The sequence below is a fragment of the Microbacterium azadirachtae genome (assembly GCF_000956545.1).
GTDB classification, from domain to species: domain Bacteria; phylum Actinomycetota; class Actinomycetes; order Actinomycetales; family Microbacteriaceae; genus Microbacterium; species Microbacterium azadirachtae.
The window spans coordinates 251,053-272,671 of sequence record NZ_JYIT01000085.1 but is presented as its reverse complement, the minus strand read 5'-3'; the positions used below and the strand labels follow the sequence as shown (position 1 = coordinate 272,671).

The window sequence follows — 21,619 nt, the reverse complement described above, 5'->3', positions numbered from 1 at the left end:
GTGGAGATCCGCGGACCCCGTCTGCTGCCTGCCCGCCGGGAGGACATCGAGCTGCGTACCGAGGACGGGCTGCGCCTCGTCGGCGAACTCGCACTCCCGGAGGCAGGCGAGCCCGTCGCGACCCTCGTGACCCTGCACCCGCTGCCCACCGCCGGCGGCTTCATGGACTCGCACATCCTGCGCAAGGCGGCCGCCCGTCTTCCGGCTCTCGCCGATCTCGCTGTTCTCCGGTTCAACACGCGGGGGACATCCTCTCCGCGGGGCGCGAGCGAGGGGGTCTTCGACGGCGGAACCAGCGAACGTCTCGATGTCGCCGCCGCCATGGCGTTCGTCCACGAGCGCGGCCTGCCGCGGCCGTGGCTCGTGGGATGGTCCTTCGGCACGGAGCTGGCGCTCAAGTACGGACGTCAGCACGACATCGAAGGCGTGATCCTGCTCTCGCCGCCGCTGCATCGGGCCACGGCGGCGGAGGTCGCCGCCTGGGCGCAGGACGACCGTCAAGTCGTCGTACTGGTGCCCGAGCTCGACGACTACCTGCGCCCGGACGAGGCGACCGAGCGGTTCGCGGCGATCCCGCACGCGCGGCTCATCGCCGTCGACGGCGGGCGTCACCTGTGGGTGGGCGAGAGCCAGACGCGGCGTGTGCTCGATGAGATCGTCTCGGCGGTCAATCCGGCCGCGCTTCCGCTGCGGCGGGAGTGGCCTGCGCTCTGACCCGGTCCGAGCGTGCGATCCGAGGTGCGGCTCAGCGTTCGTTCATCCGGGGGATGAGCACCTGCCGGTAGATGATCAGGATGCTGGCCGCGACCGGGATCGCGATGAGCGCGCCCAGCAGTCCGAGCAGCGCGCCTCCGGACAGAGCGGCGATCACCACGACGGCACCGGGGACGGAGACGGCGCGGTTCATCACGCGCGGCGAGATGACGTACGCCTCGATCTGCATGTAGACGAGGTAGTAGATCGCCGCGACCAGCGCCGTGAGCGGGGTCGAGCTGAGGCCCAGGCACACGAGCACGATGATCGTGGATCCGGTCAGCGTGCCGACGAGCGGGATCAGCGAGAAGAAGAACGCGATCACCGCGAGCACGATCGAGAACGGCGCCTGGATGATCGACAGGAAGAACAGGCTCAGCACGCCGTTGATCACGCCCATCGTCACCTGGCCCATGACGTAGTAGCCGACGGACGCGGTGATCTGCTCGGCGAGATCGATGAAGCGGTCCCGCTTCGATGCGGGCACCACCTGGTACACCGCACCCTTGAGCGAGGGGATCGCCGCGGTGAAGTAGATGGTCAGGATCAGGATGATGAACGTGCCGCTGATCCCGGCGAACAGCGCGCCGCCCACGACGATCACGCCCTGACCGATCGAGCTGCTGATGTCGCCGAGGTTCTTGTTCAGCCAGTCGTTCACGTAGCCGAACACGGCGTCGACGTCGAGGTTGGGGAAAAGGCTCGCGAGCCAGTGCGTGAAATCGGCCATGGCCGTGCCGCTGTTGACGATCTGGGTGATCTGCTGGACGAGCAGCGTGATCTGGTTCACCAGGATCGGGATGACCATCAGCACGATGCCGACGAAGACTCCGAGCACCACGACGACCGTGATCAGCACCGCCGCCCAGCGCGGCAGGCGGCGGCGTGTCAGCCAGCTGACCATGGGGTCGAGGCCGAGGCTCAGGAACAGTGCTGTGCCGACATACAGCAGGATCGTCGACAGGCTCTGCACGCTCTGGATGAGCAGGATGCCGAGGCCGACGCCCAGCGTCGCCACCAGCGCGGTGCGGAACGGGTTGTGCAGCTTCATGGGATCCTTCGTGATCGGTTTCCCAGCGTAAACCGGCGTGGCTGGCGGGAACCGACGCATCGCCGCAGAATCGGCGCTGAGCCCGTCGAAGGCGCCCTCGTGGCATCCATACAGGTCGTTTCGCTAGTCTGAAACGTCGAGCGGAGATCGCGGGTGACCGCCCGTGGATCGCGGAGGAGACTTTTCGTGCGTTTTGTATGGGCCGTGGTGGCCTTCGTGCTGGCGGCCGTCCTGATCGGGACGGGCATCGCGCAGCGGACCATCTTCCTCGGGCCCAAGGATGTCACGGCCGAAGTGGCGGTGAAGACACCGCAGGCCTACACGGTGATCGACTCCGCGGTGCTCCGCGCCCACCCGGGGGAGCAGACGCTCGTCGCCCAGGGGGACGGCACGATCTTCGTCGCCCAGGCGCGCACCGCCGATCTGCAGGCCTGGCTCAGCGACACCAGCTACAACCGCATCACGCTGGGCAAGGACGGGAAGACGTCCGCGAAGGTGGTCGAGCCCACCGTCTCGCCGGCCGACGGCAAGCAGCTCGAGCGCAACCCCGCGGGTTCCGATCTGTGGCTGGACAGCTTCACCGGCAAGAACTCCCTGAGCGACAGGATGCAGGTGCCCGAGGGCGTCAGCGTGCTCGTCGCCTCCGACGGCAAGGCCGATGCCCCGCGAGACGTCGTCCTGAAGTGGCCGCTGGACACGGCGACGCCGTGGGCCGGTCCTCTCATGGTCGTCGGCGGGATCTTCCTCCTGCTCGGTCTCGTGCTGTATGTGCTGGCGATCCGTCACTCCCGCCGCGGTCGCGGCCCGCGACGCAAGGCGCCGCCGCCCCTTCCGCTCACCGAGCCGATCGACGTCGCCGACCGTGCAGCCGTGGAAGGCACGCGTGCCGATGCTCCCGCGGTCGAAGGCGCCTCGGGGAAGCCCGCGTCCGCCGACGATCCCGGCCAGGAGCCGACGTCGGAGGGCGCCGTGCGTGAGCGCCGTGCCGTGCGCCCGCGCCGTCGGGCTCTGCTGCTGCTGCCCGCCGTCGGTGTGACGGCCGCGCTCCTCACCGGCTGCACGCCGGACATCTGGCCCCAGGGGGCACCCTCGCCGACACCGTCGCCGACCGAGACCCAGGCCGTCGAGGCCGGGCAGCAGGCGCCTGCGGTGACCGAGGCGCAGGCGTCGCGCATCCTGGAGAGCGTCTCCGCGACGCTCGCCGACGCCGATAAGAACCTCGACGCCGCCAAGGCTGCGACGCGCCTGGACGGCGCGGCCCTCGAGGCGCGCAAGACGGCCTACTCGGTCCGCAAGAGCGTGGCGGACTTCGCCCTGCCCGCGACCATCCCCGCGGAGAAGATCAAGATCCTCGTCCCGCAGGCGTACGACTCGTGGCCGCGCACGGTGCTCATGCTCGTCGAGCACGGCACCGACGAGAAGGTCGCCCCGCTCATCATGACGATGACGCAGTCGGATCCGTGGTCGAACTACAAGATCTCGTCCGTCGCGGAGATGCAGGCCTCCGCCAAGCTGCCGAACATGGCACCCGCGTGGCTGGGCGCGAAGCTGACGCCGCCCGATTCCCCGTTCCTCGCCGCCGAGCCGAACAAGCTTGCCTCGGAGTTCGCGGACGTGATCGACAAGGGCGACAAGAGCGAGTTCCGCGACAAGTTCGACAAGACCGCGCTCGCGTTCGCGAAGTCGGTGCAGGACAGCCGTGCGACGCTCCAGCAGGCGCTCAAGGACGCGAACGCGGACACGACGTCGAGCCTCACGTTCGCCGCGAGCGCGGGCAAGGAGCCGCCGGTGTCGATGTCCAGCATCGACAGCGGCGCGATCGTCTCGGTCACGCTCGACGACTCCCAGACGATCAAGCCGACATCGGCGGACGCCGTGATCAAGCTCGACAAGAACCCCTCTGCGAAGGCGCTCACCGGTGTGGACCAGTCGGCCACCGGCTTCGTCTCCGTGTACGGCGTGCAGCTGTTCTTCGCCGTGCCGGCGCAGGGATCCGATGACAAGATCACGCTGCTGGCCGCGTCCCAGCAGCTGCAGAGCGTGACGGAGATCAAATGACCGAGATGTCCGCAGCCGCCCTCCGCGGCGCCGTCGACCTGTCCTCGCTGCGCAACCGCCCGGCAGCTCCTGCTCAAGGCGCACCGGCGCCGGCCTCCGGCGAGGGAGGCGCCTTCCCGCTCGTCGTCGATGTGACCGATGCGACGTTCGGCCAGGTGCTGGAGCTCTCGCAGAGCGTCCCTGTCGTGGTCGATCTGTGGGCGGAGTGGTGCGGACCCTGCAAGCAGCTGAGCCCCATCCTCGAGAAGGTCGTGAACGAGCTGGCCGGCCGCCTCGTGCTCGCCAAGGTCGATGTCGATGCCAACCCGCAGCTCGCCCAGGGCTTCCGTGCGCAGTCGATCCCCATGGTGGTCGCGCTCGTCGCGGGGCAGCCGGTGCCGCTGTTCACCGGCGCGGTGCCCGAGGAGCAGGTGCGCGAGGTGTTCGCGCAGCTGCTGCAGCTCGCCGCGCAGCACGGCGTGACCGGGACGATCCCGGTCGGCGACGTCGAGGCCGAGGGTGATGCGCCCGAGCCGGAGGCGCCCCCGCTGCCGCCGCTGCACCAGGCGGCGTTCGACGCGATCGAGCAGGGCGACTACGTCGGGGCCATCGACGCCTACGAGAGGGCGCTGGCCGAGAACCCCCGCGATGAGGACGCGCGCGCGGGCCTCGGGCAGGTGCGTCTGCTGCACCGCACGCAGGGGCTGGATCTGAACGAGGTGCGCGCCGCCGCGGCCGCCGCGCCGACCGACGTCGACGCCCAGTTCGCCGTCGCCGATCTGGACGTCGCCGGTGGTCACGTCGCCGACGCCTTCGCCCGTCTCCTCGATCTGTTCACCGCAGTTCCCGCCGAGGATCAGGGCCGGGTGCGGGAGCGCCTCGTGGAGCTGTTCGGCCTGGTCGGCGACGCCGACCCCCGGGTGACCGAGGCGCGCCGGCGTCTGGCGACCCTCCTGTTCTGAGGACGACGCCGGGCGCGTCAGTGGATGCGGGGGAGCGCCTGGAGCCAGCGCTCCGTCTCGCGCGGGTGCGCCATCCGCAGCACGGGGAGCTCGGGATACTCGGCGCGCACTGCGGGCATCCGCTCGCGCCACTTTCCACGGGTCTCCGTCTGCCAGCGCAGGATGTTCTCCTCGGGGCCGCCGCGGAGCATCGCCCAGAGCGGCTTCTCGCGGTTGCCGTTCCACATCTCGGTGCGCAGGAGACTGCGGGAGACGGTCCGGCGCAGCAGCCTGGCGCGAGCGATCGCATAGGGGTAGTCGAGCCAGACGGCCAGATCGGCGCGTGACGCGAGAATCGGATCGGTGCCCTTGGCGCTGTACTGCCATTCCGTCACCCAGCGCTCGGTCGCCGCGAAGGCGCGCACGTCGGAGAGGAACGACGCGCGCGGCGTCCATCCCGGGCCGTGGAACAGCGCATCCAGCTCGATATGCGGCAGGCCGAGACGCTCCGCGAGACGTCGTGCCAGTGTCGTCTTGCCGCTGCCGGTGATGCCGGCGATGAGGATGCGCTGCGCGGAGAACGACGGCGACGCGGGATCCTCGGGCATCGGACGAGGCTAGCACTCGGAATACCCGCCCGGAATATGCGGTTGAATCGATGTGTGAGCGAACCCATCTCCATCGACATCTGGTCCGACATCGCCTGCCCGTGGTGCTACATCGGCAAGCGCAACCTCGAAGCGGGGCTTGCCGCCACCGCGGGGGACGACGACGCTCCGCAGGTGAACATCACGTTCCACTCGTTCGAGCTCTCCCCGGACACCCCGGTCGACTTCGAGGGCGACGAGGCCGACTTCCTCATGGGTCACAAGGGGATGCCGCGCGCGCAGGTCGAGCAGATGCTCGATCGCGTGACCGGCATCGCGAAGGACGCGGGTCTGGACTACCGCTTCGACTTGTTGCAGCACACCAACACGGTGAAGGCGCACGAGCTGCTCCATCACGCCAAGGCGGAAGGCCGCCAGCAGGACATGGAGGAGCGCCTCATGTCGGCGTACTTCACCGAGGGGCGCCATGTCGGGAGGATCGAGGATCTCGCCGACCTCGCGGCGGAGATCGGACTCGACCGCGATTCCGCACTGGAGGCGCTGCGCAGCGAGCGGCACCTCGTCGACGTGCGCGCCGATCAGGCGCAGGCACAGGCGTACGGCATCCAGGGCGTGCCGTTCTTCGTGATCGACGGCCAGTACGGCGTCAGCGGAGCGCAGCCGCCGGAGGCGTTCGCCGGGGTGCTGCGCGAGCTCTGGGCGAAGCGCGGCCAGGACGCCGAGGTCCTCGAGGGCTGAGCGCGCTGGAAGCTCGCCCCCCCCCGGGCGGGCGTCAGGCCAGCGCGTCCTCGATGGCCGCGACGATCTCGGGATCGTCCGGCACCTGGCGGGGACGGAAGCGGCGCACGGATCCGTCGGGAGCCACGAGGAACTTCTCGAAGTTCCACTCGACGCGCCCGGCCTTGCCGTTCCCGTCCGCGGTCTGCTTGAGCGTCTGATAGAGCTCGGCGGCGCTGCGGCCGTTCACCTTGACCTTGTCGTTGATCGGGAACGAGATCCCGTACGTCGTCGAGCAGAACTCGAGGATCTGATCCATCGATCCCGGCTCCTGGCCGAAGAACTGGTTGCACGGGAAGCCGACGACGGTGAGACCGCGTTCGCCGAAGCGGCGCTGCAGCTCCTCGAGTTGTGCGTACTGCGGCGTGAGGCCGCACCTGGACGCGACGTTCACGACGAGCACCGGTCCGGTGCCGTAGTCGTCGAGGGTGCGCGTGGCCCCTTCGGCGTCGGTGAAGGGGATCTGGCGCAGCGGGGTGGCGGGCATGTGCACAAGCCTAGGCGCGGCGGGCATCCCGGGTCCCGGATCTGGGACAATGGAAGGGATATGACTCTCGCCCCTGCTCCCGTCCGGCCCCTGCAGATCGGCCCGCTGCGCATCGACGTCCCCGTCGTGCTCGCCCCGATGGCGGGCATCACCAACACCGCGTTCCGCCGTCTGTGCCGCGAGTACGGCGCCGGCCTGTACGTCAGCGAGATGATCACCTCGCGCGCCCTCGTGGAGCGCAACGCGATCACGATGCGGCTGATCCAGCATCACGAGAGCGAGACGCCGCGATCGATCCAGCTCTACGGAGTGGACCCCGGGACCATCTCCGAGGCCGTGCGCATCATCGTCGCCGAGGACCGTGCCGATCACATCGACCTCAACTTCGGCTGCCCGGTGCCCAAGGTCACCCGCAAGGGCGGTGGCGCGGCGCTGCCGTGGAAGATCGGCCTGTTCTCGGAGATCGTGGAGCGCGCCGTCAAGGCCGCAGGCGACATCCCGCTCACGGTCAAGATGCGCAAGGGCATCAGCAAGGACCACCTGACGTTCCTCGACGCGGGGCGCGCCGCCGAGGACGCCGGCGCCGCGGCGGTCGCGCTGCACGCGCGGACCGCGGGGGAGTACTACTCGGGTCACGCGGACTGGTCGGCGATCGGCGAGCTCAAGCAGGCGGTCACCTCGATCCCGGTGCTCGGCAACGGCGACATCTGGAGCGCCGACGACGCGGTGCGGATGATGGCGGAGACCGGGTGCGACGGCGTCGTGGTCGGTCGCGGCTGCCTGGGACGGCCGTGGCTCTTCGGCGAGCTCGCGGGCGCCTTCGGCGACGAGAACGCCGTGCAGGTCGACGCGACGCTCGGATTCGTGAAGGACGCGTTCCGTCGCCATGCGGAGCTGCTCGTGGAGTTCTTCGAGGATGAGGACCGCGGCTGCAAGGACATCCGCAAGCACGTCGCCTGGTACTTCAAGGGCTATCCGGTCGGCGGTGACATCCGCTCGGCTCTCGCCCGGGTGTCGACGCTTCAGGAGGTCGACGACATCCTGGGAGCGCTCGGCGACGCGCCGTACCCCGGCGCTCCTGCGGAGGGACAGCGAGGCCGCGCCGGCACACCCAAGCGCACGGCGCTCCCCGACGGCTGGCTGGACTCCCGCGAGGTCGCCGCCGAGGTCACCGACATGATGCGCGGCGCCGAGGTCGAGAACAGTGGCGGCTGAGGTGGGGGCCGCGCCGGCGATCGGGATCGTGCCGCTCGCGCCCGGCTATGACGCGCATGACGCGGCCCGCTTCTTCGCCGAGACGCACCGCTCCGAGCGGGACGACTTCGCCCGCGACCGCGCGCGCGTCCTGCACTCCGCCGGCCTTCGCCGTCTGGCCGCCAAGACCCAGGTGCTGAGCCCGGCGTCGACCGCCGATTTCGCCCGCAACCGCCTGACGCATTCGCTCGAGGTCGCCCAGGTGGGTCGCGAGCTCGCCGTCGCGCTGGGCGTCTCCGCCGACGTCGTCGACACCGCCTGCCTCAGCCACGATCTCGGTCATCCGCCGTTCGGTCACAACGGCGAGCGCGCTCTCAACGAGTGGGCCGAGGACATCGGCGGCTTCGAGGGGAACGCGCAGTCGTTGCGGATCCTGACCCGGCTCGAGGCGAAGGTGCTCGACGACCGAGACCGATCCGTCGGCCTCAACCTGACCCGGGCCAGCCTCGACGCGACCTGCAAGTACCCGTGGACGGCGGACAGTCCGATACCGGATCCCGGCGGACGGCTGAAGTTCGGCGTGTACCCCGAGGACGAGGACGTGTTCCGCTGGATGCGCGAAGGCGCCCCGGGGCGGCTGCGTTGCATCGAGGCCGAGATCATGGACCTGTCCGATGACATCGCCTACTCCGTGCACGACTTCGAGGACGCGATCGTCAACGGCTACCTCGACGTGGCGCAGCTCGCCGACCCGGCGGAGCATCACGCGCTGGTCGGACGGATCCAGCAGTGGGTCGGCTACGACTACAGCCGCGAGGACCTGGCCGACGCGCTGTACCGGCTCACGCGTCAGCCGATGTGGCTGACGTCGTTCGACCGGTCCCGGCGCGACCTCGCCCGCTTGAAGAACCTCACGAGCGACATGATCGGGCGTTTCGCGCGCGCCGCGGTGTCTGCGACCCGCGAGGCGTACCCGGGTGCCAACCTCGCGCGCTACAACGCGCACGTCGTGGTGCCGCGGGTGATCGAGGCGGAGATCGCAGTGCTCAAGGGGATCATGGGGCAGGCCATCGTCACGATCGACGCCCGCCGCGGCGTCTACAAGGAGCAGCGCCGGGTGCTCAAGCGCCTGGCCGACGCGCTCTGGTCGACCGACGCGCTGTGGACCGCCGGCGCCGACGTGCTCGAGCCGGCGTTCGCCGCAGACTTCCACGATGCCGGATCCGATGCCGAGCGCGCGAGGGTGGTCGTGGACCAGATCGCGAGCCTGACCGATCAGACGGCCGTGGACTGGCACAATCGCCTGGTCGGCGACATCGATCCCGCCGAGGTGGGGATCTGGTCGCCGCGGCACGCCCGGCCGCGCGCCGCGCACGCCGCCCGGTCCGCCGCGCTGCACGCGCTGCCCGGCGACGGCGGGCGCTGATGCCGAGGATCGCGCAGGCCGACGTCGACGAGGTCAAGTCGCGCACCAACATCGCCGACATCGTGGGGGAGAGGGTCTCGCTGAAGTCCGCCGGCGTGGGATCGCTCAAGGGCCTGTGCCCGTTCCACGACGAGAAGAGCCCGAGCTTCCACGTGCGGCCCCAGGTCGGCTACTACCACTGCTTCGGCTGCGGTGCGTCCGGCGACGTGTACTCCTTCCTGCGGGAAATGGATCACGTGAGCTTCACCGAGGCGGTGGAGCGCCTCGCCGCGCGCGTGGGCTACACGCTGCACTACGAGGACGGCGGGCCCGCACCGGAGACGAGCGGGCGGAGTCGTCTGTACGCGGCGAACACCGCGGCGGCGGAGTTCTTCCGCAGTCAGCTGCTCAGCCCCGAGGCCGAGTCGGCGCGCGCCTTCCTGGGGCAGCGCGGATTCGACGCGGGCGCTGCCGCGCACTTCGGCGTCGGCTACGCGCCCCGGGGCTGGGACGGCATGCTCAAGGCGCTCAGCGCGCAGGGATTCACGCGGGACGAGCTCACCGCGGCCGGTCTCGTCTCGGCAGGCCAGCGCGGCGTCTACGACCGGTTCCGCGGCCGCGTCGTATGGCCGATCCGCGACGTGACGGGCCAGACCATCGGCTTCGGCGCGCGCAAGCTCTACGACGACGATCAGGGGCCGAAGTACCTGAACACCCCCGAGACGCCGATCTACAAGAAGGCCCAGGTCCTCTACGGGCTGGACCTCGCCAAGCGGGACATCTCGCGGGGAGACCCGAAGCGCGTCGTCGTGGTCGAGGGATACACGGACGTGATGGCCTGCCATCTCGCCGGCGTCACGACCGCGATCGCCACGTGCGGCACGGCCTTCGGTGCCGAGCACATCAAACTGCTGCGGCGCGTCATGGGCGACGACTCGGCGGCGGGTGAGGTCGTGTTCACGTTCGACGGCGATGAGGCGGGCCAGAAGGCGGCCCTGCGCGCCTTTGCGGAGGACGACCGGTTCAACGCGCAGACGTTCGTCGCGGTGGCGCCCGACGGGCTGGATCCGTGCGACCTGCGCCTGCTGCGCGGCGACCAGGCGGTCCGCGGTCTCATGTCGACGAAGGTGCCGATGTTCGAGTTCGTGATCGATCGCAAGATCGCCTCCTTCGATCTCGGCACCGCTGAAGGACGCGTCGGAGCGCTCAGGGCCGCGGCGCCCATCGTGGCCGAGATCCGGGACCCGCTCCTGCGCCCGGAGTACGAGCGCATCCTCGCCCGCCGCCTCGGCATGGACCCGACCGACGTGCACGCCGAGGTGCGACGCCACGAGCGGCGTCGACGCGACGGCACGCCCGCCTCGCGTGAGCAGTCGTCCACGCCCGTCGCCTCGGCGCCGCAGACGCCGGGTGACGCGCCTTCGGCCGCTCCTGTCGTGACGCTCGCGACGCTGCCGCGCACCGGCGACGCGCCGCTCGAGCGGGACGCCCTGATGGGCGCCCTGCAGTACGGGCACCAGCTGGACGCCGATCTGCTTCAGCGGGCGGTCAGCACGCCGTTCGCGGTGCCCGCACTGGATGCCGTGCGCGACGCGATCGCGCAGGTGGCGGATCGGCAGCGGCCCGGATGGGCGCTGCAGGCGGTCGACGCCGTGCGGGAGCCGTATCGAGGTCTCGCCGGCGAGCTGCTCATGGCGGCGTTCCCCGCGCGAGATGAGCAGGGTGCGCGGGCATCGGCCACGGATCTGTGCCGGCGTCTCATCGTCCGCGGGCTCCAGCGCGAGAAGAGCGAACTGCTGGGGGCGATCCAGCGTCTGCCCGCCGACTCGGACGGAGCCAGGGCGATCGCCCGGCGCCTTGTCGAGATCGACGCCGAGCGGCAGCGGTACATCGAGTCCTGAGGCCCGCCGCGCCGGGCTGTCCTGTCGTCGTCGGATTCAGGCAGGATGGGAGCCATGGCACGTTCGAGCGGGGACCCATCGGCGGCGATCGTCTGCGAGGACCTCGTGATCGACCGCGCGGGGCACTCGGCGCCGACGCGCGCGATCGACGGCGTGACCTTCTCGCTGGACGCCGGCGAGCTCATCTGCATCGCCGGCGCGACCGGATCCGGCAAGTCGACGCTGGTGGGGGCCCTGGCGGGGGTCTCCGATCCGTCGATCAAGGTGGTCGGCGGTTCGGCGACGGTGTGCGGGGTGTCCGTGCGTCACCCGGGGCGTCGGCTTCGCGAGCTCACGTATCGGGCCGGCTACCTGCCGCAGAATGCGGGCGCGCTGCTTACCCCGCAACTGACGGTGCACGAGATCATCGCCGAGCCGATCCTGCAGCGCGAGCGCCGGGTGAACGTCAAGGCGCTGTCCATCCGCGTGGCGACCCTCCTGGACGAGCTTCACCTGCCGCTCGGGCTCGCGGCGTCGTTCCCGTACGAGCTCAGTGCCGGGATGCGTCAGCGGGTCGCGATCGCCCGCTCGCTCGTCCTCGACCCTCGGGTGCTGATCGCCGACGAGCCTCTCGCGAACCTCGATCTGGAGGTGCGGCCCGTGGTGTTCGACGCGATCACTCGACGTCGATCAGAGCGAGGCATGGCGGCCCTGCTGGTCAGCAATGACGCCGCGTTCGCCCGCGAGCTGGGTGCGGCGACGCTCATGATCAGGGATGGGCACGTGGTCGCGCGGGGTGTCGGCGCCGATCTGCTGTGGACGCCGGGGGCCGATCACGCGATCTGACGCCCGAACGCGGCGACGGCTTCCACGGCCTCGTCTGTTGCCGTGATCGGAGCACGGTGCGAGACTCGGCGCATGAGCTCAGAAGCTGCCATCGCCGTCGCGATGTTCACGGTCGCCGATCAGGATTCCGCCGTCGCGTTCTACACCGGGACCCTCGGCTGGGAGGTCCGGATGGACGTGAACTGGGGAGCGGGTGCCGACGCCGGGCGCTGGGTGGAGGTCGCTCCCGTCGGCTCCACGGCGCGCCTCGCCGTGAACCCGCCGATGGGAGGCGAGCCCGGCGGGGGATCCATCGGCATCGAGGTCGCGGATCTCGTCGCGGAGAAGGCGCGGCTGCAGGCCGTCGGACTCGACGTCGCGAACGAGATGCCGGCCGGTGGCCCCGTGCCGGCGATGTTCTCCGTCAACGATCCCGACGGGAACTGGATCTGGGTCGTTCAGGCCGGTTGAGCCGCCCCTCGCGGAACGCGGACGGGGCGGGGAGAGTTCGCGCCGCCCGCACCCCGGTCAGTGCTGTGGCCGCTGATCTTCGCGGCGCATCGTGTACCGCATGCGCCGCACGGAGGAGAACCCTGAACGGTGTGCGGCGTCCTCCAGCGCCGCCGCGGTGGGGCTCTGCACTGAGGAGAGAAGGGCGAAGGCTCGCTGAGCCCGGCGGCGTTCCAGTTCCCGGGCCGGGGTGGTGCCCACTTCGGCGAACAACCGGTGCAGGTACGACAGCGACATCGCCAGCTCGCGGGCGATGTCCTCGACTTTGACGGTCGGGTCCAGGTACTTGTCGTCGATGAGGCGGATCGCGTCGCGCAGATGGCCCGTTCGATCCTTCGCAAGCTGACGATGCACGGGCCCCGCGGCGTCCGCGAGCGCAGCCGCGATGCTGCTGGCGAGCGCGTAGTCGACGTAGGCGGCGCTCGCATCCCAGGCCGTCGCGGGCGCGAGCGCGATCGCACCTGTCATGGCCGTCAGGAGGTTGAAGTGCGCATCGTTGAGGCTGTGGACGCGCCCCAACAGTGAGTCGAAGCTCGCCTGTCGCAGGAGCCTGGTCTCGAAGCGCCAGATGATGCGCGCCCACGGCGCGGAGGCACTGCTCTCCGTGGGCTGATCGCCGGGCACCACGAGAAGCTCCTGCGGGCGGATGCGGGACTCCGTCGCTCCGCTTGTCACGGTCCCGACGCCGTCCACCCCGAGAAACGCCCACATGCTTCCGGCAGGGAACGGGGCCGCCTGGAACCGGCCGGGGGTCGTCCACAGCCGCGCGACGCTCCACTGCGAGTCGCCGGCCGCGTCCAGATCGACACGAGGGGCTGGTCGCGTGTCGCAGGTCCAGCCGATCCGGGACAGTTCGCTCTCCGTCGAGGGGCGCCACGCGGTGCCCGTCTCATTCCGCTCCGGGGTCATGGCCCGTTTCCTTCCGCTAGCGCGACACTATGCCTCTCACGGCAGCTGATCCAGTGCCGACCATTCCTCGCGTCAGGTGCCACTTTCCGCGGTTTCGATCGTTCTGCCTGTGGAGACGTGGAAGACGCCGACTCCTTTCGGCATTGTCGTCGTTTGTGGAGAAAGCAGGCTGTGGGCGTTGAGAATCCGGAACGGAGTGTCAGATCCTCGCATCTTGTTGTTCAAGACCTCGCACGATTCCCGTGCGTCGAGATGCCGTCTTTCCGTCGTTCCGTAACCTCATCGAGGCATGCACGGCCGCTGGGGCGGCGAGTGCTGCGCGAATCCCGGAGCGGTCTGCCCTGGCCCGTGACGACGTCATCGCCACGGTGCACAGGTGATCGCCGCATCGGTCTTTCATACACATAAGGGGACATCGAATGAACGACAACGACCACCTGGTCAACGCTCGCACCTCGCGGACGATCACCCGCCGGACCATCATCAAGGGCGCCGCGTGGTCCGTCCCGGTGATCGCCGCGGCGTCGACCCTCCCGCAGGCGGCAGCCAGCGGGCCGTGCCCGTGCGCTGCCTCCACGCCGCTCCTGATGGACTCGGGCAGCTGGCCGGGCGGGATGAAGCAGGACGGCAACTTCGGCGGCGGGCCGTTCCTCTTCGCCGACCAGTCGCCGCTCAACCCGGGCCAGCTCGAGGCCCTTCCCGACCGTGTCGGGATCACCATGCTCTATCAGTACTTCTGGATCTCCACTCCGATCGAGGTCTGCGCCGGTCGCACGTACACCTGGACCTACGAGGTGCAGGGGAGCCGCGGTGACAGCGCCGCAGGTGGTGGCGGCGCAGAGCAGTTCATGGACGTCGGGTGGAGCACCACGGCGAACACGAACGCCCTCGACTACGCGTGGACCAACTCCTTCTACTCGCGGACGACGTCGACGCGCCACGCGGGCGCCGTCCAGGTCACGAGCCCGACGGCACCGGGTCCGGGCGGCTACTACGGCTTCGGTGGCGTCCTGGGTGCCAGCTACACGGCGACCTCCACCTTCGTCGCGCCGATCACGGGGACCGTGTACCTCAAGGTGCGGTGGACCGGTGTGCTCGGCAACGGCGTGAACAACGACGACTACGGCATCGTCTCGCTGGGTCTGGCCTGCGCCTGACCGCCGTCGTCTTCGGCACGCGCGGCGCACGTCGCGCCTGTCGAAGGCCGCCGCAGACGGAGGGGCTGCTCCGCAGCCATGGGGACTCACGTCGGCGGCGGAAGGGGCCCGTCACGGGTTCCGAACCGATCGACCTTTCCCTCCCCGGAGTCGATCGGGAGCCGGCACGGGATCCCGCCCGTGCCGGCTTCATCTGTTCACGGCGAGGACGCGGGCATGGCGGCGACCGCCTCACTGCAAGTCGGTCACGGGTACGAACCGATAGCCGAGGCCTTGGATGCCGGTGACGATCTCATCGACCATGGAGAGCTTCAGGAAGGGATGGAAGAAGAAGCTCGCCGTCGCGTCGGTGACGACCAGATTGCGCTTCGCCCGCCCCACGAGACTCGCGGCCGAGCGGGCCGGGTGATTGTTCTGCGCCGTCAGCGTCGGGTTCTCCAGGTCCTCGGGATAGACGGTGGTGCCGTAGATGTCGTGCACCGTGTAGGGGAAGAACTGTTCGAACGCGTCATCCGGGGTCGCCGCTGCGGATGTCAGTGAACCGGGCCAGTACTCGGCCTGCTCGTACCGTGCGTCGTAGAGTCCTGACATGGCGAGGTAGGCGTTGACGGACGCCGAGTAGTGCGGGGTCTCGAAGATCGTCGGCGCTCCGAGGCCTGCGTCGATCATCGCCTGCCTCCTCTGTTCGAGGCGCTGACGGTTCGCCGCGATCGTGTCGTCGGGGAGGGGACCCTGCTTCTCCACCCAGGAATCGGATCCGCATGGTTCCCAGCGATACGGCGGGGCCGCGGTGGCGCTGCAGCCGTAGCGGTAGAACTCGTGGTCGTCGCCACTGCGGCCGCTGTACGGATTGGGGAGACTCCCGTACTGGTGGGTCGTTCCGTGCTGGATGAGGGTTCCGCCATGATCCTGCATGTACCTCAGGGCGTCGACGACCTCGGGCGCGTCGCTCAGACTGAGCGCGTACGGCGCCTTCCTGCCCGGCGCGTGATCGACCAGGATCGGGATGACAGCGACCTGGAAGGGGATCTTGCGTGCCGCGAAGTAGTCGGCGAAGGCGCGAAGCTCCGAGGGATCCGATTCCGGATTCACGTCCTCGATGCGCACCGCGGCTCGCCGCACCGGTGCCCGCCCCGGAGCGAGAGCCGGGGAGAGCAGGTCTGCGAACACCAGGTACCCGCCGTTCTCGTCGATAAAGGACAGCGGCACTTCCGCGACGTAGGTGAGGTTGTTCGACCGGATCGCCCACGGCACGGATTGCAGCCCCGTGCCCGACGGAGGTCGGCACCCGGCGGACGACGCGGGGACGGCGCAGGTCGCGGTGGCGACCACGTCCACACCCGGCTGAACGCCGCCGGGGATCCAGATCGTGGCATCGGTAGGGTGTGCCCGGGGGAGGTCCTGCCCTTTGTACCGGAGCTTCGTCAGGTCCTTGCTCGCGACATCGAGCGGGGCGTCCGGGCTCCAGCCGTACTGAGCGGCGAAGCTCTCGCCGCCTGAGGGGCTCTGTGCCAGGGCGTCGCTGTTCGCTCCCAGCCAGATGACCGGCACGGTGGCCGCGCGGACGTCGTCGACGAATGCCTGCGGCACGACCGTGTCCGCGGACACCCCGACGTAGATCACCGCGGTGAAGCCCGCCATCCGACCGGAGGTGTACTCACGGATCGGGACGATCTCTGCTTCGCCGAAGTGCGTCGCCAGGTTGCCGGCGGCGATCGCGGACACCTCGCCGCGGAACTCCCGCGGTGCCGTGTCGTCGTAGAGCACGAGTGTCGACACACCGTTCTGCAGGCCGTACTTCGGGCTGAGCCGGGGCGAGGCCGTCTGCGGTGTCTGGGGTGCCGCGGTCGCGAATTCCTGGGCCAAGGGCGAGCCCTCGCCCGGGACGAGACCGTCGTCCGTGAACGCGAACACGCTCCCGACGCAGACCGTCGGGAGCGCCACCATGAATGCCGCCCACCCGAACCGCCGGATGCGTCTCAGCGATCGTGACCGGGCAGGGAGCCTGAGCTCAGCGTGCATGCGGCACGAACTCGTCGACGGCATCCGCCCGTCCGAAATGTCGCGCGATCGCGGACACCGTCCGGCGTGACGCCTGACCGTCCCCGTACGGGTTCACCGCCTGCGCCATCCGGTCGTAGGCAGCCGGATCACGGAGGAGGAGGGTCACGGCGTCGACGATGGCCTCCTCGTGGGTGCCCACCAGCCGCGCCGCTCCAGCGTCGACGGCTTCCTGCCGTTCCGTCGTGTCGCGCATGACCAGGACGGGTTTGCCGAGCGCCGGAGCCTCTTCCTGAACGCCGCCGCTGTCCGTGAGCACCAGGCGGCAGCGCTGCAGCAGCAGGCAGAAGTCCGTGTAGGGCAGGGCGTCGACGACGAGGATGTTCGGGCGGTTCTCGAGAATCGGGAGAATCGTCGCGCGCACCAGCGGGTTGCCGTGCGCAGGCAGGACGAGATCATGATCCGGAAACCTGTCCGCGATCCGCGCGAGGGCCGACCCGATCCGGCGGAGAGGCGGGCCCCAGGACTCGCGGCGGTGGGTCGTGACGAGCAGCATCGGGCGGTTCTCGTCGAGGATCCGGGCGAGCGGCGCGGCCAGCGGCTCGCCTCGCGCGACGACATGGAGGAGCGCGTCGATCACCGAGTTGCCGGTGACCGCGATCGTCGCCGGGTCGATCCCTTCGGACAGGAGGTTGCGCCGCGCGAGTGCGGACGGCGCCAGGTGCAGCGCCGCGATCTGCGAGATGAGTCGCCGATTGCCCTCTTCGGGGAAGGGCGAGAGGAGGTCGCCGGTCCGCAGGCCGGCCTCCGCATGGACGACCGGGATCTTCGCGTAGAAAGCGGCGAGCGCCCCCGTGAAGCTCGTCGTCGTGTCGCCCTGGACCAGGACGGCGTCCGGCCGCAGCTCGTGCAGTGCGGGCGTCAGGCCGCGCAGCACTCGCCGGCTGATGCTCTCGAGGGTCTGTCCGGGGGAGTGGATGTCGAGGTCGACATCGGGCGCGATGCCGAATGCGCGGTGGACCTGGTCCAGCATCTCCCGGTGCTGGCCGGTGACGACCACGTGCGTGTGGAACCGCGGGTCCGCGCGGAGGGCCGCGATCAGCGGCGCGAGCTTGATCGCCTCGGGGCGGGTGCCGTAGACCGCCATGACGCGGATCTGCGCGAGCGGAAGCGGGTCAGACGTCATGCGTTCATCTCTTTCGGTCGGTCGGTTCCTCGTCCTATTCGTGTGTTCTGCGCGCGACCATGGACCTCGGAGAGCCGAGCGGTCTTCGCCCACGAGCTGCGTCGCAGGAGCGTGCGCCCGAGCGCCCTCCACGCCGCGACGTACCAGAGCAGGGAGTAGAAGACGTAGCCATGGAGCAGGACGACGGCGCGTGACGGCGTGAGCGCATGATCGCGTTCCACCTGCAGGTAGGTCCTCGCATGGAAGAACGACATTCCGAAGGTCAGCAGATAGATCACGAGCCACCACGTGCTGGGGCGCAGTGTTCCCAGCGTCGCCTCGATCGCGTCTGCGCTCACGGCGAGCACCAGGCCTGCCGACAGCACCGAACTGAGGATCTGGAGGAAGGGGCTGGTCACGTGATAGAGCAGATCTGCGCGGCTGAGGCCGTGCGTCGTCTCCAGCAGCTCCGGTACGAGGGGCCAGCTCTGCAGGTGCCCCTGGAACCACCGTGTGCGCTGCCTGATCCACTTCGAGACCTCGACCAGGCCCTGCTGATGGACGAACGCAGTCGGGCAGAACTCCACCTCCCACCCGCGGAAATGCAGCCGGAGGCCGAGGTCGAGGTCTTCGGTCAGGCTGCGGGACCACGGAGCGGCGCCGAGGCTGTCGAGCGCCGCCAGACGCACGAACTGTCCGTTGCCTCCCAGGCCGACGCTGCCGAGATGCCGACGACCCCGCTGATAGATGTTCGTGTAGAGCACGAATTCGATGTCCTGCATTCGGGCGAGCCAGTTCCTCTCCCTGTTGTTGATGCGGACGCCGATCTGGACGGCGCCCATCGAGGGGTCGTCGAAGAAGGGCAGGACGTCGTCGAGTGCGTGCAGGTCGAGACGCCCGTCCGCATCGACGATGCAGACGATGGTGTCGAAGGGATCCACGTCATCGATCACCGCCCCCGACCTGATGTGCGCGATCGCGGCGTTGAGCGCCTCGCCCTTGCCTTGGCGAGCCTCGGGAAGCGTCCGCCGCAGCAGGTGCAGAGCCGGGTGCGAACGGTGGAGCACGATCGCCGAGGTGTCGTCCGCGGATCCGTCGTCCACGACGAGGATGTGGATCCCGGGTCGCCAGAGCGTGAGCAGCCGATCGATGCTCGCACCGATCACCCGGCCCTCGTCGAGGCAGGGCAGCACGAACACCACGGGGCGCAGGTCGCCGGAACCTCGTCGGCGGCGATGCAATGCCACGAGCGGCTTGCGCAGAGAGAGCGCGTAGAGGAGGAGGTTGTAGACGATGCCGGACAGGATGAAGAGGGTCATGACCGCCAGCACCGCATCGACGACATGACCGTGGACGAGGATCACCGTGTCGGCGCCCCATCGTGAGCGCGTACCGGGTACAGTTCGTCGGTGTGCCCGGCGAATCGCGGTCGGCGCCGCTGCCGCGTGCGGTGACGCAGTGACGCCGTGACGAGCGCGAAAGCGGCGAACAGCCAGTAGGCGAGGAACATGCCGACGCAGAACATCAGCAGGAATCTGGCGCCGCCGTTCACCACGTGAAGAAGGTCGACAAGAACCGTACTGCTAACCACGATGCTGCGTCCCCCCGGCGAGCCCTGGATTGCGGTGCACGGCCCCACGTCTGTCGTGGGAGGCGCCGCATTCGATCCTCACGACTATGCCGCGCATCGAGGTCGTGCTCTTCGCAGTCCATGGCGCGGTGATCGAGTTCGACGCATTCACGGACGAGACTGCTCATGCTCGCCTGATTCCACGTTCGCACGCAGACCGTCGGCTCTTGTGCGCGATGCCGTGAGCTCGGATGCGATGAGCATCGTGTCGGCGTCAGTCGTGACGGGCTCATGTCGGCGCTGAGCTCACCAACGACGAAGCCCCGTCGCAAGGACGGGGCTTCGGGGGATTGCTCCCCGGCTTGGACTCGAACCAAGAACCTGCCGGTTAACAGCCGGCTGCTCTGCCAATTGAGCTACCGAGGAATGCTCCCCGCTGCGCGGGCAACTCGTCAACTATAGCAAAGGTTGACCGTTCATCCCGCCTCGGGCCGCCGCCCGGGCGCGTCGCCCGCCGGGGTGGGGTCGGTCACCCTTCGAGGTTGTCCACTCCCGGGAGCCAGCTCGCGCCGGGGCGGCCCCAGCCGCGCTTCCGGGCGATCTTCTGCACGGTCTTCCAATCGCCGTCGTCGAGGCGATCGACGTAGAGGATGCCGTCGAGGTGGTCGAACTCGTGCTGCATGATCCGCGCCCGCCAGCCGTCGACCTCGATGCGGACGTCGTCGCCGTTCAGATCGGTCCCGGTCACGAGCGCGCGCTCGGAACGGCGCAGCGGGAACCGCTCGCCGGGGAACGACAGGCAGCCCTCCGACTCCAGATCGGGATCGGGGGAGCCGGGCTCGAGAGGGGCGATCCAGAGCACAGGGTTGATGATCTCGCCGCGCCAGGGGTTCTCGTCGTCATCGACGTACGAATAGACGTAGATGCGCAGGCCGACGCCGACCTGGGGCGCCGCGAGGCCGACGCCGGGCGCGACGTCCATCGTCTCGTACATGTCCGCCACGAGCGTGCGGATCTCGTCGGTGATCTCGCCGACCGGGTCGGCGGGGGAATGCAGGACGGGGTCGCCCATGATGCGAATCGGAAGCACTGCCACGCGTCAACCCTAGTCGGCGGCGAGGGGCGGGTAGTCTCGAAGGGTGCTTGAGGACCTGACGCGGAACATGGGGGCGGCGGACGTCGGCGAACACCTCGCCGGCGTGTTCGCGAACCCCGGCCTGCTGATGGGCATCCCGCTCGCGTTGGCGGGCGCCGTGTTCATGTCGCTGGGCGCGCAGTATCAGCACCGGGGCGTCGAGAAGGTCGAGCGGCTGAGCGGCTCAGACGCGGCTACGGGACTGAGCTGGCAGCAGGTGAAGGGGCTGCTGACGCGGCCCTCCTGGATCGTCGGCACGCTCATGCTGGTCCTGGCCATCGTCTGTCAGCTCGCCGCCCTCACGAAGGCGCCGCTGATCGTCGTGCAGCCGCTCGGGGCCATCGCGCTCGTGATCACCACGCTGCTCAACGCGCGGGTGAGCGGCGTGGCTCCGACGAAGCGCTCGCTGGTATCGATCTTCGCGTGCGTGGGCGGCATCTTCATCTTCGTGCTGTTCGCCGCGCTGTTCGCCGTCGAGCGCGACATCAGCGAGATCCAGCTGTTCACGATCCTCACGATCCTGCTTCTCGTGATCATCCTTCTCGGCACCTGCTGGCTGATCCTGCGGCACCGCATGCGCGCGCTCTTCTACGTCAGCGGCGCCGGAATCCTGTACGGCTTCGTCGCGACACTGGCCAAGGCGGTGCTGGTCCGGATCCAGTCCGGCCAGTTCGACTGGCTCACGGCGGTGTGCGTGATCGCGCTGATCGCGGCCGGCGCCGCGGGCGCCTACTTCGTGCAGACCGCGTACGGATCCGGCCCGCCCGACCTGGTGATCGCCGGATTGACCGTGATCGATCCCATGGTGGCGGTCCTGATCGGGCTGCTCGTGCTCGAGGAGGGTGCGGCGGCCCCGGTCTGGGTCTTCGTCGCCTTCGGGATCTCGGGGGCCATCGCGGGCTGGGGCGTCGTCACGCTGGCGCGATACCACCCGCAGGTGGTCAGCGAGAGTCAGGAACTGCCCATCACCCGCGGCAGCGGCGGCGGAGCCGCCGCCCCGACCGGGTCGGAGGCGAACGGCGAGACGACTCAGGAGCCTTCGCGCTCCGCAGAGCCTCCGGCGCCGGGTGACGATCCGGACGCACCGGAATGGCCCACGAACGTGGCTCCGATCCGGCGGGACGACCTGCCTCGCGGCGGCGCCACCGAGCGCGGAAACGGATCCGACGGCCGCTGATCCGCTCGACTCCGACCGCGGCGCCTTTCGACGACGG

20 protein-coding genes and 1 tRNA gene are annotated in these 21,619 nt (G+C 69.5%); 11 read left to right on the top strand and 10 right to left on the bottom strand.

Features of this window, described 5'->3' with window-relative positions; translation table 11 throughout:
* Positions 1 to 714 (top strand): alpha/beta hydrolase, encoded by a 714-nt coding sequence (locus tag RL72_RS17440; protein WP_082072483.1) that lies wholly within the window; start codon positions 1 to 3, stop codon positions 712 to 714.
* A 31-nt stretch (positions 715 to 745) separates the two neighbouring features.
* Here the strand turns inward: RL72_RS17440 and RL72_RS17435 are convergent, their stop codons facing one another.
* Positions 746 to 1,804, bottom strand: a complete 1,059-nt coding sequence (locus RL72_RS17435; protein WP_045252117.1) for an AI-2E family transporter — start codon at positions 1,802 to 1,804, stop codon at positions 746 to 748.
* A 186-nt stretch (positions 1,805 to 1,990) separates the two neighbouring features.
* On the opposite strand from RL72_RS17435, the gene RL72_RS17430 reads away from it, so the two are divergent.
* Positions 1,991 to 3,862, top strand: a complete 1,872-nt coding sequence (locus RL72_RS17430) for a DUF8094 domain-containing protein (protein WP_082072482.1) — start codon at positions 1,991 to 1,993, stop codon at positions 3,860 to 3,862.
* Entirely contained in the window at positions 3,859 to 4,803 is a 945-nt protein-coding gene (locus RL72_RS17425) for a tetratricopeptide repeat protein (protein WP_045252115.1), read from the top strand. The genes RL72_RS17430 and RL72_RS17425 overlap by 4 nt, the downstream gene beginning before the upstream one ends.
* 17 nt (positions 4,804 to 4,820) lie before the next feature.
* Here RL72_RS17425 and RL72_RS17420 read toward each other — a convergent pair whose 3' ends face one another.
* Positions 4,821 to 5,390, bottom strand: a complete 570-nt coding sequence (locus tag RL72_RS17420) for a P-loop NTPase family protein (RefSeq protein ID WP_045252114.1) — start codon at positions 5,388 to 5,390, stop codon at positions 4,821 to 4,823.
* Between the two features lie 54 nt (positions 5,391 to 5,444).
* Between RL72_RS17420 and RL72_RS17415 the strand changes: the two genes are divergently transcribed.
* Positions 5,445 to 6,128, top strand: a complete 684-nt coding sequence (locus RL72_RS17415) for a DsbA family oxidoreductase (RefSeq protein ID WP_045252113.1) — start codon at positions 5,445 to 5,447, stop codon at positions 6,126 to 6,128.
* 34 nt (positions 6,129 to 6,162) lie between these two features.
* Here RL72_RS17415 and RL72_RS17410 read toward each other — a convergent pair whose 3' ends face one another.
* Positions 6,163 to 6,654, bottom strand: a complete 492-nt coding sequence (locus RL72_RS17410; protein WP_045252112.1) for a glutathione peroxidase — start codon at positions 6,652 to 6,654, stop codon at positions 6,163 to 6,165.
* Positions 6,655 to 6,714: 60 nt separating this feature from the next.
* Between RL72_RS17410 and dusB the strand changes: the two genes are divergently transcribed.
* The 5 genes from dusB (at position 6,715) to RL72_RS17385 (ending at position 12,429) form a co-directional block, all read left to right on the top strand.
* Positions 6,715 to 7,869 (top strand): tRNA dihydrouridine synthase DusB, encoded by a 1,155-nt coding sequence (gene dusB / locus RL72_RS17405; protein WP_045252111.1) that lies wholly within the window; start codon positions 6,715 to 6,717, stop codon positions 7,867 to 7,869.
* Entirely contained in the window at positions 7,859 to 9,274 is a 1,416-nt protein-coding gene (locus tag RL72_RS17400) for a deoxyguanosinetriphosphate triphosphohydrolase (RefSeq protein WP_045252110.1), read from the top strand. Before dusB ends, RL72_RS17400 begins: the two co-directional genes overlap by 11 nt.
* Positions 9,274 to 11,154: a DNA primase gene (gene dnaG / locus RL72_RS17395; protein WP_045252109.1), complete on the top strand. Its 1,881-nt coding sequence runs from the start codon at positions 9,274 to 9,276 to the stop codon at positions 11,152 to 11,154. Before RL72_RS17400 ends, dnaG begins: the two co-directional genes overlap by 1 nt.
* A 54-nt stretch (positions 11,155 to 11,208) precedes the next feature.
* A complete protein-coding gene (locus RL72_RS17390; protein WP_045252108.1) occupies positions 11,209 to 11,979 on the top strand; it encodes an ATP-binding cassette domain-containing protein in 771 nt (256 codons plus the stop codon).
* Positions 11,980 to 12,051: 72 nt separating this feature from the next.
* Positions 12,052 to 12,429, top strand: coding sequence for a VOC family protein (locus RL72_RS17385; RefSeq protein WP_045252107.1), 378 nt, complete (start codon positions 12,052 to 12,054; stop codon positions 12,427 to 12,429).
* A gap of 57 nt (positions 12,430 to 12,486) precedes the next feature.
* On the opposite strand, the gene RL72_RS17380 is transcribed toward RL72_RS17385, so the two are convergent.
* A complete protein-coding gene (locus tag RL72_RS17380; protein WP_169748252.1) occupies positions 12,487 to 13,095 on the bottom strand; it encodes a helix-turn-helix domain-containing protein in 609 nt (202 codons plus the stop codon).
* A 701-nt stretch (positions 13,096 to 13,796) separates the two neighbouring features.
* Here RL72_RS17380 and RL72_RS17375 point away from each other — a divergent pair.
* Positions 13,797 to 14,534, top strand: a complete 738-nt coding sequence (locus tag RL72_RS17375; RefSeq protein ID WP_045252105.1) for a hypothetical protein — start codon at positions 13,797 to 13,799, stop codon at positions 14,532 to 14,534.
* Positions 14,535 to 14,765: 231 nt separating this feature from the next.
* On the opposite strand, the gene RL72_RS17370 is transcribed toward RL72_RS17375, so the two are convergent.
* From RL72_RS17370 to def, 6 genes are all read right to left on the bottom strand, one after another.
* Positions 14,766 to 16,481 (bottom strand): DUF2334 domain-containing protein, encoded by a 1,716-nt coding sequence (locus RL72_RS17370; protein ID WP_052674481.1) that lies wholly within the window; start codon positions 16,479 to 16,481, stop codon positions 14,766 to 14,768.
* 64 nt (positions 16,482 to 16,545) lie between these two features.
* On the bottom strand, positions 16,546 to 17,721 hold the full coding sequence (gene wecB / locus RL72_RS17365) for a non-hydrolyzing UDP-N-acetylglucosamine 2-epimerase (RefSeq protein ID WP_045252104.1): 1,176 nt from the start codon (positions 17,719 to 17,721) through the stop codon (positions 16,546 to 16,548).
* The gene (locus RL72_RS17360; RefSeq protein ID WP_052674480.1) at positions 17,718 to 19,064 is read right to left on the bottom strand and encodes a glycosyltransferase family 2 protein; all 1,347 of its coding nucleotides are present in this window, start codon (positions 19,062 to 19,064) and stop codon (positions 17,718 to 17,720) included. The genes wecB and RL72_RS17360 overlap by 4 nt, the downstream gene beginning before the upstream one ends.
* Entirely contained in the window at positions 19,061 to 19,255 is a 195-nt protein-coding gene (locus RL72_RS17355; protein WP_156156832.1) for a hypothetical protein, read from the bottom strand. Before RL72_RS17355 ends, RL72_RS17360 begins: the two co-directional genes overlap by 4 nt.
* 368 nt (positions 19,256 to 19,623) lie before the next feature.
* Positions 19,624 to 19,696 (bottom strand) — tRNA-Asn (locus RL72_RS17350).
* A gap of 103 nt (positions 19,697 to 19,799) precedes the next feature.
* Positions 19,800 to 20,366 carry a peptide deformylase gene (gene def, locus RL72_RS17345; RefSeq protein WP_082072480.1) on the bottom strand — a complete coding sequence of 189 codons (567 nt, stop codon included), beginning with the start codon at positions 20,364 to 20,366 and terminating at the stop codon, positions 19,800 to 19,802.
* A 43-nt stretch (positions 20,367 to 20,409) separates the two neighbouring features.
* Here def and RL72_RS17340 point away from each other — a divergent pair, with 43 nt between their 5' ends.
* On the top strand, positions 20,410 to 21,582 hold the full coding sequence (locus tag RL72_RS17340; RefSeq protein ID WP_420847431.1) for a DMT family transporter: 1,173 nt from the start codon (positions 20,410 to 20,412) through the stop codon (positions 21,580 to 21,582).
* The last annotated feature ends 37 nt before the right edge of the window (positions 21,583 to 21,619 follow it).